General features: G+C 66.0%; 13 protein-coding genes. 5 read left to right on the forward strand and 8 right to left on the reverse strand.

Annotation, left to right across the window (positions count from 1 at the left end; genetic code table 11):
• Window positions 1-2: 2 nt before the first annotated feature.
• The gene (locus ACIBG0_RS33010; protein WP_397037949.1) at window positions 3-920 is read right to left on the reverse strand and encodes a cobalamin biosynthesis protein; all 918 of its coding nucleotides are present in this window, start codon (window positions 918-920) and stop codon (window positions 3-5) included.
• A 145-nt stretch (window positions 921-1,065) separates the two neighbouring features.
• Here ACIBG0_RS33010 and sigJ point away from each other — a divergent pair, with 145 nt between their 5' ends.
• Entirely contained in the window at window positions 1,066-2,013 is a 948-nt protein-coding gene (sigJ, locus tag ACIBG0_RS33015) for an RNA polymerase sigma factor SigJ (protein ID WP_397037951.1), read from the forward strand.
• A 39-nt stretch (window positions 2,014-2,052) separates the two neighbouring features.
• On the opposite strand, the gene ACIBG0_RS33020 is transcribed toward sigJ, so the two are convergent.
• The 3 genes from ACIBG0_RS33020 to ACIBG0_RS33030 form a co-directional block, all read right to left on the reverse strand.
• Complete coding sequence (locus tag ACIBG0_RS33020; protein WP_397037953.1) at window positions 2,053-3,552, reverse strand: serine hydrolase domain-containing protein; 1,500 nt, start codon at window positions 3,550-3,552, stop codon at window positions 2,053-2,055.
• A 43-nt stretch (window positions 3,553-3,595) separates the two neighbouring features.
• Complete coding sequence (gene ald, locus ACIBG0_RS33025) at window positions 3,596-4,711, reverse strand: alanine dehydrogenase (protein ID WP_397037954.1); 1,116 nt, start codon at window positions 4,709-4,711, stop codon at window positions 3,596-3,598.
• Window positions 4,712-4,788: 77 nt separating this feature from the next.
• The gene (locus ACIBG0_RS33030; protein ID WP_397037956.1) at window positions 4,789-5,556 is read right to left on the reverse strand and encodes an MBL fold metallo-hydrolase; all 768 of its coding nucleotides are present in this window, start codon (window positions 5,554-5,556) and stop codon (window positions 4,789-4,791) included.
• 71 nt (window positions 5,557-5,627) lie between these two features.
• Between ACIBG0_RS33030 and ACIBG0_RS33035 the strand changes: the two genes are divergently transcribed.
• The 4 genes from ACIBG0_RS33035 to ACIBG0_RS33050 all read left to right on the forward strand — a co-directional run bounded on the left by ACIBG0_RS33035 (window position 5,628) and on the right by ACIBG0_RS33050 (window position 8,385).
• A complete protein-coding gene (locus tag ACIBG0_RS33035) occupies window positions 5,628-6,599 on the forward strand; it encodes a GlxA family transcriptional regulator (RefSeq protein ID WP_397037958.1) in 972 nt (323 codons plus the stop codon).
• Window positions 6,600-6,750: 151 nt separating this feature from the next.
• Window positions 6,751-7,266: a gamma carbonic anhydrase family protein gene (locus ACIBG0_RS33040; RefSeq protein ID WP_397037960.1), complete on the forward strand. Its 516-nt coding sequence runs from the start codon at window positions 6,751-6,753 to the stop codon at window positions 7,264-7,266.
• 166 nt (window positions 7,267-7,432) lie between these two features.
• Window positions 7,433-7,618: a hypothetical protein gene (locus ACIBG0_RS33045; RefSeq protein WP_063040439.1), complete on the forward strand. Its 186-nt coding sequence runs from the start codon at window positions 7,433-7,435 to the stop codon at window positions 7,616-7,618.
• Between the two features lie 146 nt (window positions 7,619-7,764).
• Entirely contained in the window at window positions 7,765-8,385 is a 621-nt protein-coding gene (locus ACIBG0_RS33050; RefSeq protein ID WP_397037963.1) for a TetR/AcrR family transcriptional regulator, read from the forward strand.
• Window positions 8,386-8,388: 3 nt separating this feature from the next.
• Here ACIBG0_RS33050 and ACIBG0_RS33055 read toward each other — a convergent pair whose 3' ends face one another.
• From ACIBG0_RS33055 to ACIBG0_RS33070, 4 genes are all read right to left on the reverse strand, one after another.
• A complete protein-coding gene (locus ACIBG0_RS33055; protein ID WP_397037965.1) occupies window positions 8,389-10,374 on the reverse strand; it encodes an Eco57I restriction-modification methylase domain-containing protein in 1,986 nt (661 codons plus the stop codon).
• Window positions 10,375-10,722: 348 nt separating this feature from the next.
• Window positions 10,723-12,084, reverse strand: a complete 1,362-nt coding sequence (gene dctA, locus ACIBG0_RS33060; protein ID WP_397037966.1) for a C4-dicarboxylate transporter DctA — start codon at window positions 12,082-12,084, stop codon at window positions 10,723-10,725.
• 148 nt (window positions 12,085-12,232) lie between these two features.
• Entirely contained in the window at window positions 12,233-13,666 is a 1,434-nt protein-coding gene (locus ACIBG0_RS33065; protein WP_397037967.1) for an acyl-CoA carboxylase subunit beta, read from the reverse strand.
• 200 nt (window positions 13,667-13,866) lie between these two features.
• On the reverse strand, window positions 13,867-15,117 hold the full coding sequence (locus tag ACIBG0_RS33070; RefSeq protein ID WP_397037969.1) for a KasA/KasB family beta-ketoacyl-ACP synthase: 1,251 nt from the start codon (window positions 15,115-15,117) through the stop codon (window positions 13,867-13,869).
• Between the last annotated feature and the right edge of the window lie 3 nt (window positions 15,118-15,120).

Genomic DNA, 15,120 nt, shown 5'->3' on the forward strand with positions numbered 1-15,120 from the left:
AGTCAACGACGCAGAATCGACCACAGCGCGGCGCTCAGGACCGCACCCACCTGGATCGCCTCCGACATGCGTACCGCGCGCCGGAGATCCGCGACCTGAGGTGCGGCGCCGTCACCGAGAGTTGGACGCAGTTCGGTGCCGTACCGGTATTGCGTCCGCCCGCCGAGCTGGACACCGAGCGCACCTGCCATCGCGGCCTCGACGACCCCGGCATTGGGGCTGGGATGCTTGGACGCGTCTCGTCGCCACGCGTGCAGCACATCGGCCGGATGACCGCCCACCGCAGGGGCCAAGGCAGCGGTGAGCATGCCGGTGATGCGCGCGGGCAGCAGATTGGCCAGATCGTCGACGCGGGCGGCGGCCCAGCCGAAGCGCAGGTACCGGTCGTTGCGGTAGCCGATCATCGCGTCGAGTGTGTTGACGGCGCGATACCCGAGCAGACCGGGTGTCCCGGCGACAGCACCCCACAGCAGCGGCGCGACGGTCGCATCCGAGGTGTTCTCGGCAATGGATTCCACTGCGGCGCGGGCCAATCCGTCCGCATCGAGTACCTCGGGGTCGCGCCCGCACAGTGACGGCAGCAGTGCCCGCGCAGCCGCCACGTCACCGGATTCGAGCCGGTCGGCCATCTCGCGTCCGGCGCGCACGAGGCTGCGACCGCCGAGCACCGTCCATGTCGCCAGCGCGGTCGCGACTACCCCACCGCGCCGTAGCCCGAACCCGAACGCCGTTGTCGCACCGACCAACACCAGTTCGTGCACGACTCCCGCCGAACGCCGATCGGTGTAGGTCAGCCGCTCCAGCGCAACTGCCGCCGTACCGAATCCAGCCACCGGATGCCATCGGCGTGGATCACCGAATACGCGGTCGAGTGCGAAGCCGAGCATCAGCCCGGCCGCCCTGGAAATCCCCGTTCGCACCCGGCGAGGGTAACCGGTCACCGCGAGCGACCGGCCAGCGCGCCGTGGGAGCCGAGATGTCACACTCGCTGGCCCTGCGTCGTCATCAGCATGACGACACATAAGCTCGCCCCTGAGGGGGCCGCACGACCGAATGGCGAGACCAGTGACTGACCAGCCTTCCTCCGAACCCATCGACCAGGCCGAGTTGGCTCGGCGATTCGAGGAGCACCGGCCGTATCTGCGCAGGCTCGCCTACAGCACCCTCGGCAGTCTCACCGATGCCGATGATGTGGTGCAGGAGGCATGGCTGCGACTGCAACGTCAGTACGAGGCCGGGACCGCGGGCGAAATCGAGAATCTGCGGGCCTGGCTCGCCACGGTCACCGGGCGTCTGGCCCTCGACCAGCTCGGGTCGGCGCGCAACAGGCGCGAGCAGTACGTGGGTGAGTGGCTGCCGGAGCCCGAGGTCACCACCTGGGACGATCCGGCCGATCGGATCACGCAGGACGAGCGCGTCACCACGGCGCTGCTGGTCGTACTGGAATCGCTCTCACCCGCCGAGCGCACCGCATTCGTCCTGCAGGATGTTTTCGGTATGAGCGGGCCCGAGGTCGCCGAGGTCGTCGGGCGCACTCCGGCGGCCGTGCGGCAGCTCGCCTCGCGTGCACGCAAGCGCGTCGAGGACGGCACACCCCGCTTCCCTGCCTCACCGGATGAGCAGGAGAAGGTCGTCTCGGCCTTCGCGGTCGCTTGGCGCTCAGGGGATCTGAGCGCGCTGCTCGGCGTGCTCGATGCGAATGTCAGCCTGACCGCCGATGGCGGCGGCAAGGTTCCCGCCATCCGCCAGCCAGTGCGCGGCGCCGAGCTCATCGCGAAGATGCTGCTCGGCTGGTACCACGCACCATCGGCGGCGGGCGCATGGGGTCGCGCGGTTCTGGTCAACGGTGCGCCCGGTCTGGTCGTCTTCGACGGCAACCACACCGGCGTCTTCTCCTTCACCATCGATAACGGCCGCATCGTCGCCATCAATGTGGTCCGCAACCCGGACAAGCTGCACGATCTGCCCACCGAAGGAGCCCCCGACTGGTACCTCGGCCCGAACGCCGAATAACCCACAGGGCCCGGACATTCGATGTGCGGGCCCTACCGGCTAGGCGGTAACCGGCGTTTCTTGCTCGACATCGGTCCCGCAGCGATTACGCCGCAACACAATGAGCCACACACCGCGAGCCAGAACAACGCAAACGCCCGCCAACGCGGCAATGCCGAGAAACACAACGAGACCAGGCCAAACGTAAGTCACCTGGAGGAAAGTCGGAGCCCGACCGCGGAACACCAGGCCTGCGAGCTCCGGCAGCGCGATCATGATCGGTATCGGAGCCAGATAGGGCAATCCGCGCACGGCGATCAGCCAGATGGGGCGAGCCTGCCGATCAGCCCAGCGGCGCGATCGCACCAGGCAGAACCCACCGAGACCGATCGTCGCGAGCGTCAGCAGTGCCATCCCCCAGTCGGCGTAGATGCCCCATGGGCGGTGCACGTCCGGCGACTCGCCCTGGGTAAGCTCGACCAAGCCCTGCGCGATGATCTTGGGATCGTCCTCGAGTGCCAAGCCGGTATCGGCGATGACCGCGATCCCGTAGCCCGTGTCGGGTACCAGGACCTGCGCGGCGGTGTAGGTGAACCAGTCACCGTAGTGCACGATCTGATCGGATTGTGCCCGCTCCCAACCCATTCCGTAATCGTCGTCACCGACTCCCGAGGGTGTGTGCGTGTCGGTCACCGCAGCCGACGACACCACCCGGCGCCCGTCCGGTGCGACGCCGCCGTTGTTCTGGGTGATCAACCATGCGGCCAGATCGGTGGCCGTGGTGATCACCCCGTGGCTACCGCCGACGAACCAATCGGGCTCGGCAACCGGTATCGCGAATCCGTATGCCCGAATGTATCCGTGGGTCACATCCTCGGCGTCACGCGCCGAGTTCACCGTCGTACTGTCCCGCATTCCGATGGGCCCGAATATATTTCGCCACATATAGTCCGCGAACGGTTCTCCGCTGACCACCTCCACCAACCGAGCCGCCACCTGGTAATTCGGGTTGTGATAATGGAATTCCGTCCCTGGATCGGCGGCGAGTTTCGCAGCATGCAGTCGCTCGACCGCACCGGCCAGCGAATCCGCCTGCGGCCGCCGCAGATCGGGAAAGGCGGTATCCGACATTCCGGACGTCTGATTCAACAACTCGCGCACCGTGATCCGGTCACCGCGCGAATCGGCCAGCCGAAAGTCCGTGACATAGTCACGCACCGGCGCATCGAGACGCACCTTGCCGGCATCGACCAACTGCATCACGGCCAACGCCGTCATGGATTTGCTCACCGAAGCGATCGGCATACGCGTCGTCGCGCTGATCGCCGCACCGCTCGAATCGTGCCCGTACCCTGCGACATAGACGATCCGATCACCGTGGGTAATGGCGATCGAAGCCCCCGGCAACCGTGTCCGGGAAAGATATTCGGACATATACCGATCCACCGCGGCCGGATCGACGCCTTGCGCCGCCGGTGCCGCGACCGCGGCACCAACCGACGGCAACACCACCAGAAGCAACGCAACCACCACTACCCGCCGCAGGAATTCCGCAGTCACCGCTTTCGCCCTTCTCATTGCGCGGCCGCGCAATCGCACCACGTCAGCCAGCCAACCCAACCGGTTCGGGCATCGAATATCCGTGCGCCGCCGCGACCTCCGCCGATAAAAGCCGCCCTTTATCCGCGGTGGCCCCGTGTGCGAGATCGGGATGCGTGCTGCACGCCTCCCGCCAACCATGATCGGCAATCGCGCGCACATACGGGAGGGTGGCATTGGTGAGCGCCACCGTAGCGGTGTGCGGCACCGCTCCCGGCATATTCGCCACACAGTAATACAGCGAATCCGCGACGCGGAAAGTGGGATTCGCATGCGTAGTCGGATGTGAACCGGCGAAACATCCGCCCTGATCGATCGCGATATCCACCAGCACCGAGCCGGGCCGCATACCGCGTACCAGTTCCTCGGATACCAGCTTCGGCGCCCGCGCACCCGGCACCAATACCGACCCGATGACCAGATCCGCCGCCAGCACCGCCCGCTCGATTTCGACCGCATTCGAGGCCACGGTGCAGATGCGCCCATCGAACCGCGCGTCGAGCTCGCGCAAGCGCACCAGATTCGTATCCAGCACAGTGACTTTCGCACCCATTCCGGCCGCGACGGTGGCCGCGTTCGTCCCCGCGACACCACCGCCGAGCACCACCACATCGACCGGAAGCACTCCCGGCACCCCACCGAGCAATAGCCCCGCACCGCCGAGCGGCGCCATCAGGTGATATGCGCCGACCTGCGGTCCGAGCTTGCCCGCGACCTCGCTCATCGGTGCGAGCAGCGGCAGCGACCCATCCGCCGCGCGCACCGTCTCATAGGCGATCGCGGTGATTCCGGACCGCAGAATCGCATCGGTGCACTCGCGCGACGCCGCCAGATGCAGATACGTGAACAGCACCTGCTCCCGCCGCATCCGCGGATACTCCTCGGCGATCGGCTCCTTGACCTTCAGAACCAGCTCGCCCTCCCACCACACCTGCTCGGCGGCGGGCACCATCCGCGCACCCGCGGCCACATAGTCCGCATCCGAAAATCCGGACCCCACCCCCGCACCGGCCTGAACCAGCACCTCGTGCCCGTGCCGCACCAGTTCCCCGGCACCGGCCGGGGTCAGCGCCACCCGAAACTCCTGCTCCTTGACCTCCCGCGGAACTGCGATCCTCATATCGCCATCGTGGACCACCGATGGTCCCGGCGCCATGTACGCCGCGCTGGACGCACCGTAGGTTTTCCCGGGGCCGCTCACACGGCGAACGTCTCACCCAACTTCGGTATGCGCAGCTGCTCGCTCCGACCGGCGTAACCGAAATTCCGCTCCAGGCGTTCGAGCGTCTCACTGAAATGCGCCCAACCCTCGGCGTGCACCGGCACGATCACCGCATCACCCAACGCCTCGGCGGCCTGCACCGCGGTACGGGCATTCAGCGTGAGATCGATATCGCCGAACCGGCCGACATTCGCGGCACCGGCGAACAGAATCGCGATATCGATCCGACCGATCCGCGCCACGATCTGCTCGACCAACTCGACCGAGGCATTGTCACCCGAGACGTACACGGTCGGCAGGCCCTCGGCCTGCAATACGAACCCGGTGACCACGCCGGTCTGCGACTCACACCCCGCTGGGCCGTGCAGTGCGGGCACACCCGTCACGCGCACCTCACCCAATGTGACGGTCTCCCAATTCGCCAGTCCCCGAACGCCGTCGATGCGTTCGGCGGCATCCGGCGTCGACAAGACGGTCGGCACGGTGGAGAGGAATTCCCGGCCGGAGTGGTCCAGATTGTCGTCGTGCTGGTCATGCGAGAGCAGCACGACGTCCACCGGTCCCACCCGGTCGACGGGAACCGCCGGGCCGGTGAGCTTGTGCAGCGTGATCGGACCCGGGTAGTCACCCGGAGCATCGAAGGTCGGATCGGTCAGCCACGTCAGGCTGCCGTACCGAAAGCGCAGGGTGGGCCCGCCGATGTGCAGGGCTTCGAAGGTGGTGCGTGCGATCGTCTCGGTCATGGGATCAATACTTGTCGCCCCGATATTCGATCAATAGTGGCCCGCGAGCCGCTTAGCGATAAGATCGGGCCATGCGTTCCGTCGCCGCGCTGGCCTTCGATGGGGTCATCCCCTTCCATCTGTCGGTACCGACGCTGGTTTTCGGCCGGGTCGGCACCGAGGGCACACCCGACTATCGCGTCGAGGTGTGCGCCGAACGGCCGGGCACGCTGCGAACTCCGGCCGGTTTCGACATCGTCGTGAAAACCGGACTCGACGCCTTCGAGCGCGCCGACCTGGTGGTTATCCCGAGCTGGCAGCGCGGCATGGGCCTGTCGCCGCAACTGCGCGACGCACTTAGTGCCGCACATGCCAGGGGCGCCCGGATCGTCGGCCTGTGCCTCGGTTCCTTCGCGGTGGCGGCGAGCGGTCTCGCGGACGGCAGGGAAGTCACCACGCACTGGGCCGCGGCCGCCGAATTGGCCGCGGCCTATCCGAGAGTCCGGGTCCGCGCCGACACCCTCTGGACCGACCTCGGCGATATCGTCACCTCCGCGGGCGTCGCCGCCGCACTCGATTGCTGCCTGCACCTCGTCCGCGAAGACCTCGGCAGCCGCGCCGCCACCGAACTGGCCAGGTCGCTCGTCACCGCCCCGCACCGCAGCGGCTCCCAGGCCCAGTACATTCCGGTGGCCGTACCCGAAGCCGCCGACGATGATCCGATCGAACGCGCGATGGTCTGGGCGCGAACGAATCTCGGTGAGCCGATCGACCTGGACAGTTGGGCGCGCATCGCGCTCATGTCGCGACGCACCTTCACCCGTCGCTTCCGCGAACGCACCGGGAACAGTCCGCAGCAATGGCTGCTGCAACAGCGCACCGACCGCGCCCGACTACTCCTGGAATCCACCAGCGAGACCATGGATCGCATTGCCGCCGAAACCGGCTTCGGCACCGCGGTCAGTCTGCGCCACCACTTCCACCGCATTCTCGGCACCAGTCCGGCAGCGCACCGCGCGCTGTTCGCGGGGGCACCGGTACCCGAATACGCGGCCGCGCAGTAGCAGCGACGCCGATTGCGATGCCGCCGACCGTCTCGTCCCAGTCGCCCACACCGCAGGCTCCATCCGGCTGTGTTCGCCGCCGCAGGCTTCCACCCAGCCGTTTTCGGCCCCCCGCCGGCTCTGCCGGCATCCGCCCCCTTATGTTTTCGACATGAGGATCGAGGTAAGCGGACATACACCCGAAATCGACGAGACCGCGTGGATCGCACCCAACGCCACCGTAATCGGACGGGTGCGACTCGCCGCCGAGGTGAGCATCTGGTACAGCGCGGTCCTGCGTGGCGACCTCGAGGCGATCAGCGTCGGCGCGCGCACCAATATTCAGGACGGCTGCGTCCTGCACGCCGACCCCGGCTTCCCGCTCACCGTCGGCACCGGAGTCTCGGTGGGACACAATGCGATCCTGCACGGCTGCACCGTCGGCGACGATGTGCTCGTCGGCATGGGCGCCACGGTGCTCAATGGCGCGGTGATCGGTGCGGGCAGTCTGATCGCCGCCAATGCCCTGATTCCGGAAGGTGCGCACATTCCGCCCGGCTCGCTGGTCGCGGGTGTACCCGGCAAGGTGCGTCGCGAGTTGAGTGCGGCCGAGCAGGACGGCATCCGACTGAATAGCGCTGTGTATCTACACAACATGGCAAACCACCGCGACGCGAAGCAGCTGTGAGACAGAGCACACTGATCAAGTGACCAAACTAAATCGCTGATAGCATTCTGCCAGCGTGCCCGGTGTCCCGGGATCTCCCGCCGACGCAGCTGTCGAGTGGCCTGTAGCGCGGAGGGCGAGCCCACCGGGATGGTGGCCGCGCAGCGTGCAGGTAGGAGGTATCACGGTGGCGTACGTGCAGCAGAGTATGCACCGGCCGTCGGGGCGGATCAGCGTGGCCGATATCGCGGCCCAACCGGGCGGGATCGAGGCGCTACAGCGGCGAGTGCATGAGTTGCGCTCCAGTGGAGTGGATTTCGCCGCCAATGCGATCGAAAAGGAGATGGCGGAGCTGGATCTGCCGCGCACATAGTCGCGCGTGCGCCTGTCGTGTGTCGAGCTCCGGTGCCGATCCGCGGTCGCACCGTCGCGCCGCGGTGAAATAATGAACGGCACTCACCCGCACCGTCGCGACGCACGCCACCACCGGCGTCGTGAGCCGATTCGACTGGAGCCTCGATGCCGACCGTTCCGCCCATCCTCCAGCGCATCCTGGAAAAGCCCGTCGGCGACGGCGAGAAGCTGCTGGAGAGTGCGCTCTCGGCATTCCTGGACTTCGGCATCAAACGCACCAGCATGGGTGAGATCGCGCGGCGGGCCGGAATAAGCCCGGCCACCCTGTATCGCCGCTTCGAATCGAAGAACGATCTGGTCGAGGCGGTCAGTGTGCGCGAGGCACAGCGTTTCGTCGCCGAGATCGATAAGCGGGTACAGAAGGTCGACGGGGTCGAGGAACAGCTGATCGAGATCTTCGTCGCGGTCATTACCGCGATCGCGGGCAACGAGCTGTTGCGGCGGCTGCTGCGCACCGAACCCGATCTCATCCTGCCGCGGCTCACCACCGAGGCGGGACCGATCATCGCGGTCGGGCGCACGTATCTGGCGGAGAAATTGCGTGAACTCCACAGTGGTGCCGATGACGGTTTCGACTTCGAACTCGTCGCCGAGATCATGGCGCGGCTGGCACTGTCGCTGGCATTGACGCCCGACGGACTCATTCCGATCGACGATGTGGCAGCGGGTCGGGATTTCGCGCGACGCACCCTGCTGCCGATGGTCGGTGTCCGCGCGAGCGCATAACCGTCAACGCATGTCGAACACCCGGGTGCCGAATGCGGCCGCTACCCACTCATCGAGCAACCGGAGCGAATTCGTATCCGGCTCCCTGCCGTCGTCGATGAATTCCCGCACCAATTCGACAACTCCGCCCGCCCGCATCGTGGTGGGATCCGGCAGCGGCAGTCGCGACACATACTGGGTGATCCACCGCCGCCGACCCGAGTACAGCCGATTCCCACACACCGCATCGTAGAACCGCAGGCCCAGTGCTGAATTCGCGACGCCCATCAGCAAATACGCCAACCGCTCCGCGGCGCCGTCGACCCCGAGATCGGCCAGCGACATCCAATAGCAGTCACCGTTCACCACCGCCCCGGACCGATCCAGGGCGAATCGCGGTCGCTCACTGATATCGGGAAAGACCACCTTCGGCACCCGCCACAGATGCGGCCGCTGCGGCACCCAGATCTCGAACCATTCCCTGCCGCTGTCGGTCAGATATTTCCGACCGGCCAATGTATCCCGATGTGACTCCAAATACGCTGCGGCACCGGGAAATTCTTGCAGGTCAACGGGCATGCGCGTCGGCGCGGCCGTGTCGTACGGATACAGCACCCGCACATCGCGCTGCCGCGAGATCCGCCACGGATCGACATCCTGATGGGTGATCAAATCGAAGAGCAACTCCCGCTCCGGCCGCGGCCGCACCTCCCCCCAATGATCGGAAATGAACACCCGATCCGCAGTTGTTTTGATACCCACTCGAATCCGCCCCACGGCGCCGAATGTCCGCCAAGTCCCCGCCGCCACCTCGGCCAACCACCTGTCGACCTCCGGCCGCGACATTCGCCACGCGCCGCTGTCCTCGGCCGCGTCACACCTCGCATCCGCACCGTCATCCGGACCGGACGCGGCAGCCCGCCAGACCTCCACCGGCTCGCTTCGGATCGCTCGATTGCCTGTTATCCGATAGCCCGACGCCCCACCGACCACCGCCTGCTCACCTGTCGCCAACGTGCCGACTTCGACCGCGAAAGTGCGCCCACCATGCTCGACGCAGTGACTGCGTTCAGCCGCCAGAGCCTCGAAAAGGTCTGTCCCCCCGACGAGTTCGGGAGTATCCACCTCGTAGGCCGAAACATAGCGGCAGACCGCGCGCGCTGCGGTCCGAGTGGCGATGGTGACCGCGGGCAGCACCGCCGCCTCGAACAACTTCGTATCACCCAGGTCGTACAGTTCGACCGGAGCCAACTCGGTGCGCAGCAGACTGCGAATATTCGCACCGGCCTTGGTGGTGAGAAACCGGTTGGCGCACAGCAACCCGAGCACCCCACCCGACCGCAGCAGCCGCGGCGCGACCGCGACGAATGGATGGGTGAGATCGATCCGCCCCCGCAGCCCGAACTGCTTGCTGAGCAACCGCGCGGTCTGTCCTCCCAATTGCTGAGTCCGCACATACGGCGGATTGGTGATGATCGCATCGAACGACCCCGCCGCGATCCCCGCCGATTCGGTCAAGAAATCCCCGATATGCCACTCGACCGCGACCCCCGCGTCCTGCGCCCGCTCCCGCGCCACCGCCACCCCGGCCGCATCCAGGTCGTATCCGACCAACTTCACCCGCACCCCCGGCAATAATTCCCCCGCAATCTGATCCAGCGCGAGCAGCAGCTCACCGTCCCCACAGGCCGGATCGAGCACGCGTAGCACCCCTGCATTCGGCACGCGCAGCCCAGCCTCCCGCACACCAGTGCCCAGTGCTGCTGTGTCCCGCTCTTCGCCGTCAGGCATCCCAGCCCCGGATAACGCGGCCGGTCGCCACTCCTGCCCAGGTCCCGGGCCCGTCCGCACGTCCGGCCCCACAGCACGAGCAACTCCCGACAGCCCGACATCGGCTGGCAGCGGCGCATGTTCGAGCAGCCGCCGCGCGAGAAACCGCGCCAGGGCCGGTGGCGTGTAGTGCCTGCCGTGCCGTTTGCGGTCGCGCGCGGCGGGCTCGCCGGAATTCATTCCTCGGATTCTGCCCCGTCGCGGCGCAACCGAGGCGATAACGCGGTCGACCGGATCTCGCGTCGTCGCCGGCGGACCCGCCGTGCGGCGTCCGGACGGCGCATGAGCGGTTCGTCTATCCAGCGGTAGATCACGACCGTCCGGCTGCGGGAACCAGGCCGGTGACGCGTCCAACTCGAAGCACGGCGACACGTCCCCCGGAACAAGCTGCGGCGCAAAAGCATTCGTAATGCTCTTCGTGCCCGGCACCCACCGCCGCCTGCTGTTCGACCACAATCCCATGTTCGATCAGCCGAGCCTACCGAGGCCGGGGCGCCCGGCAGCGGCTTTACCGCCGGGCACTGATGCTCATGCCGCTGAGTAGTCGACCATCGGATCCTTATCTTCCAATGGCGGCACCTCTTCTCCGTCCAGCACCTTGCGCATTCGCTCCGAATCCAATTGCCCCTCCCACTTCGCCACCACGAATGTCGCGACGCAATTGCCGAGCAGATTCACCGTGACCCGCATCGAATCCATCAGCCGATCGGCCCCGAGCAGCAGCGCGACCGCCGCCACCGGAATCGACCCGTGTCCGATCGCAGTGATCGTCGCCGACAGCGCCAAGAAGGACGATCCGGGCACGCCCGCCATACCTTTCGAGGTCAACATCAGCACGCCGACCGCTGTGACCTGCTCGCCGAGACTCAGATCCACCCCGAGTGCCTGTGCCAGGAACAGCACGCAGATGGACAAATACAGCGTCGCACCATCGAGATTGAACGAATACCCGGTCGGTATCACCAGCCCCGTAGTGGCCCGCGAACACCCGGCCTCGGTCAGCTTGATCATGATCCGCGGCAGCACCACCTCGGTCGACGCGGTGCCCAGCGCGAGGAACAGCTCATCCTTGATGTATTTGACGAGCTTCCACAGACTCACCCCCGCGAAAACCCGCACCACCATCGCGAGCACCAGCAGGAACAGCGCCGCCGCCACATAACAGCAGGCGATCAACTTGCCATAGCTGCTGAGCGCGGAAAGTCCGTACTGCCCCACGATGTAGGCCATCGCGCCGAACGCGCCGAGCGGCGCCAATTTCATGATCCAGCCGATAATCGTGAAGAAGATCTTCCCGACGTGATCGACTGCCTCCAGAATCACCGGCGGGCCGTGCTCTCCGAACTTCGCCAGCGCCAATCCGAACAGCACCGCGAAGAACAACACCTGCAGCAGCGCATTTTCCGCGAATGCCGAAATCACCGATGCCGGAATGATATTCAGCAAAAAGTCGACGGTATGCGGCAGCTCGCCGTTCTTGGTGGTCTTGGCGATCTTCTCGGCGCCGGTCGCCAGCGTCTGCGCGTCGATATGAAAGCCCGCACCCGGCTTCACCAGATTGCCGACCAGCAAACCGAAGAGCAGCGCGAAGGTGGTAATCGCCTCGAAGTAGATCAGCGCCTTCACCCCGATCCGCCCCACCGACTTCATATCGCCCACATGGGCGATGCCGAGCACGACCGTGCAGAAGATGATCGGCGCGATCACCATTTTGATCAGCTTGACGAACCCGTCGGCCAGCGGTTTGAGATCCGCGCCGAAGCCGGGCCACAGCTTGCCGACCACAATTCCGGCCACGATCGCCACCAGCAGTTGCAGGAAAAGCGACCGGTACCATGGTGGTTTGCGCACCGGGTCGGTAGCCGCGGTGGATTCGATCGTCACGCTCATGCGCGCAACGTACGAGCTATTCGTATCGCCGAAGTTTCAACTATATTGCCGCGCGGAAACCCGATCGTCACCCCAGCTCGGACAACCGGAACAATACGAACGAAAAGCGGGCCCAGGGAAATCCCGAGGCCCGCTTTTCCAACCGCATTTACAGCGGAATGTTCTTGTGGTGACTTTTGCGCACCGGCGCCGCCGCCAACGCAGCGGCAATGGTGCTGCGCGTCTTGGCTGGGTCGATGACCTCGTCCACCACACCGATCGCTATCGCCCGCTCGACACCACCGGCGATGCGCTCGTGCTCGATCGTCAGCCGCTCATGCAGCGCCTCACGCTCTTCCTCCGGCGCGGCCGCGAGAGCCTTCTTGTGCAGGATGCCGACCGCGGCCTTGGCGCCCATCACGGCGACCTCGGAACCGGGCCAGGCATACACCGCGGTCGCGCCGAGCGAACGGGCGTTCATCGCGATGTAGGCGCCACCGTAGATCTTGCGAGTGACCAGCGTGACCCGCGGCACCCGAGCCTCGGCGAATGCGTGCAGCAGCTTCGCACCACGGCGCACCACACCTTCCCACTCCATGCTGACGCCGGGCAGGTACCCGGGCACATCGGTGAGCACGACCAGCGGAATGCCGAAGGCGTCGCACAACCGCACGAAGCGCGCTGCCTTCTCGGCACTTTCGGAGTTCAGGCAGCCACCGAGACGAATCGGATTATTGGCGAGCACACCTACGGTGCGCCCGGCGAGCCGTCCGAGACCGGTGACAATGCTGCGGGCATAACCGCCCTGCAACTCCTCGAACGAGGACTCACCGTCGACGTTGTCGAGCAGCTCGTGAACGATCGGCTTCACGTCGTAGGCACGCTTGGCCGATTCCGGCATCATCGCCTTCAGATCGACATCACCGTGCGCGGCCGCGACCAGATCGAATTCACCCTGCTCGGCGAACATCGACACCAGGCGCCGACCACGGTGCAGCGCATCGGCCTCGTCGTTGGCGACGATGTGCGCGACACCGGATTTCTTGCCGTGCGTTTCCGGACCGCCCAGGGTGGCCATATCGACCTGTTCACCGGTCACACTGCGCACCACATCAGGACCGGTCACGAAGACCCGCCCCTCTGGCGCCATGATCACGATGTCGGTCAGCGCGGGACCGTAGGCGGCGCCACCGGCCGCGAAACCGAGCACCACCGAAATCTGCGGCACCAGGCCGGATGCGCGAACCATAGCCTCGAAGACCAGGCCGACCGCATGCAGCGCCTCGACACCCTCGGCCAGGCGAGCGCCGCCGGAATGCCAGATGCCGACCACCGGAATGGCGGAATCGATCGCGGTGTCGATCGCGTCGACGATGTGCTTGCAGCCCGCCACGCCCATCGCGCCACCCATCACGGTGGCATCGGAGCAGTAGGCAACGGTGCGGACACCGTCGACCTCGCCGATCGCGGCGAGCACCCCGGACTTATCGCGCGGATGCAGCGGGAGAACGGTTCCGGGGTCGAAGAAGCGTTGGAGCCGACCAAGCGGATCACGCGGATCGGTTTCAGTTTCTGGTCGAAACGCGGGAGCCATGATTGTCATCGCGTTTACTCCTCACTTCAAAGCAAGTGCGCCGCTACTGCGGCTGCGTATGGCGAACACCGGTGGGGTCGACCGACGTTGGCGTTGGTCGACCCCACCGGAGATCGTTGTGCAGTCTGTCCGGTCTGCACGGGCGAGCCCAGAGGCACGCATGCGTAACCACGGAGGGCTCCGCACAGACCGAATCGGATACCGAGCGGCTATGCCCGACCGAAGGCGAGCGCGACGTTGTGCCCACCGAATCCGAACGAGTTGTTGATCGCGTACTCGATCTCCTGGCGGCGGGCCTCGCCGTGCACCACATCCAGATCGATCTCCGGATCCTGGTTGTCCAGGTTCAGCGTCGGCGGGACGATGCCGTCGCGGATGCTGAGCACGGTGAGAATCGATTCGAGTGCACCGACCGCGCCGATCGAGTGACCGAGCGCCGACTTCGGCGCGTACACCGAAGCGTGGTTGCCCACGGCCTTGTTGATCGCGTTCGCCTCGGCGGTATCGCCGATCGGGGTAGCGGTCGCGTGCGCGTTGATGTGGGTGATGTCCTTGGGCGTGAGACCAGCGGTCTGCATCGCCCGCGTCATCGCCCTGGCGGCACCGTCGCCCGTGGGATCCGGTGCGACCAAGTGGTAGCCATCGGAGGTGATACCGGCGCCGAGCAGGCGCGCGTGAATCGTCGCGCCACGAGCCTTGGCGTGCTCCTCGGTCTCGATGACCATCAGCGCACCGGCTTCACCGAAGACGAAGCCGTCACGATCGGAGTCGAAGGGACGCGAGGCGCCCTTCGGGTTGTCATTGCGGGTGCTCATCGCGCGCATCATGGTAAATGCCGCGATCGGCACCGCGTCGATGAAACCCTCAACGCCACCGGTAACGACCATATCGGCGTCACCCATGACGATCATTCGCCACGCATTGGCGATGGCCTCGGAGCCCGATGAGCATGCCGAGACCGGAGTGACCACTCCTGCCCGGGCCTTCAATTCGAGACCGACGACGGCCGACGGACCATTCGGCATGACCATCTGAACAGCCAGCGGCGAAATCTTGCGATAGCCACCGTTCTTCAGCTTGTCGACCGAGTCGATGAGGGCGTCGCCGCCACCGAGCCCGGTACCGATCGCCACACCCAGCCGTTCCGGGTCGACCTCGGGGCTGCCCGCGTTCTGCCAGACCTCACGACCGAGTACGGTCGCGAGCTGCTCGACGTAGGCCATGCGCCGACATTCGACACGGCTCAGCAGGGTCTCTGGCCGGACCTTCAGGTGACCGCCGATGCGGACCGGAAGGTCGTACTCCTCGACGAAGGGGTCCTCGAGAACGTCGATTCCGCTCTCGCCGTTGAGGAGTCCCTTCCACGTCGCATCGACATCACCAGCGATCGACGTGGTCGCCGCCAGGCTTGTAACGACGACGTTGGGGAAGTTCCCGTTCAAAGTGGAAGGAGTGGTCACGGT

The sequence above is a fragment of the Nocardia sp. NPDC050630 genome (genome assembly GCF_044457245.1).
Taxonomy (GTDB): domain Bacteria; phylum Actinomycetota; class Actinomycetes; order Mycobacteriales; family Mycobacteriaceae; genus Nocardia.